The 1,014-nt window shown below is 59.0% G+C and carries 1 protein-coding gene; it reads left to right on the top strand.

Going from position 1 to position 1,014, the window contains the following annotated elements; genetic code table 11:
- Position 1 precedes the first annotated feature (1 nt).
- Positions 2-1,014: dTDP-glucose 4,6-dehydratase (locus M3089_RS15710; protein WP_249085251.1), on the top strand; the 1,013-nt coding region annotated here is incomplete at its 3' end.

Below are 1,014 nucleotides of genomic sequence, written 5' to 3'. Positions count from 1 at the left end.
TATCATCATAACCGGCGGAGCCGGGTTCATAGGCTCACATGTGGTGCGCCTGTTCGTCAACAAATACAGTGAGTATCACATCATAAATGTCGACAAACTGACCTACGCCGGCAACCTGGCTAACCTGAAGGACATCGAAGGCCGGCCCAACTACACATTCGTCAGGGCCGACATCTGCGACTTCGACGCCATGCTCGGGCTCATGCGGCGGTATGGGGTGGACGGCATCATACACCTTGCGGCCGAGAGCCATGTGGACCGCAGCATCAAAGACCCGTTCACCTTTGCCCGCACCAACGTCATGGGCACGCTCTCGCTCCTGCAGGCTGCCAAGGTGTACTGGGAGAGCCTGCCCGAAGGCTACGACGGCAAGCGCTTCTACCACATATCGACCGACGAGGTGTACGGGGCCCTGGAGCTTACCAATCCCGAGGGAGTGGAGTCGCCGTTCTGCACCAAGGCCTCGTCGGAGCACCACCATGCCTACGGCACCGAGTTCTTCACGGAGCACACTAAGTACAATCCGCACTCGCCGTATTCGGCGTCGAAGGCATCGTCCGACCACTTTGTGCGTGCCTTCCACGACACCTACGGCATGCCTACGATAGTGACCAACTGCTCAAACAACTACGGCCCGTACCAGTTTCCCGAGAAACTGATACCCCTGTTCATCAACAACATACGCCACCGCAAGCCGCTTCCCGTATACGGAAAGGGCGAGAACGTGCGCGACTGGCTCTATGTCAAAGACCACGCCCGGGCCATCGACCTCATCTTCCACCGCGGCAAGGTGGCCGACACCTACAACATCGGCGGCTTCAACGAGTGGAAGAACATCGACATCATACGCGTGGTGATAAACACCGTCGACCGTCTGCTGGGCCGCAAGGAGGGCGAAGACCTCGACCTCATTACCTTTGTGACCGACCGCAAGGGCCACGACATGCGCTACGCCATCGACTCGCGCAAGCTGCAGCGTGAGCTTGGCTGGGAGCCGAGCCTGCAGTTTGAGGA

Origin of the sequence: Marseilla massiliensis (genome assembly GCF_023336985.1) — a bacterium.
In the GTDB taxonomy this organism is placed as follows: domain Bacteria; phylum Bacteroidota; class Bacteroidia; order Bacteroidales; family Bacteroidaceae; genus Prevotella; species Prevotella intestinigallinarum.
The sequence above is the reverse complement of the archived record's forward strand: the minus strand, read 5'-3'. Positions and strand labels throughout refer to the sequence as shown.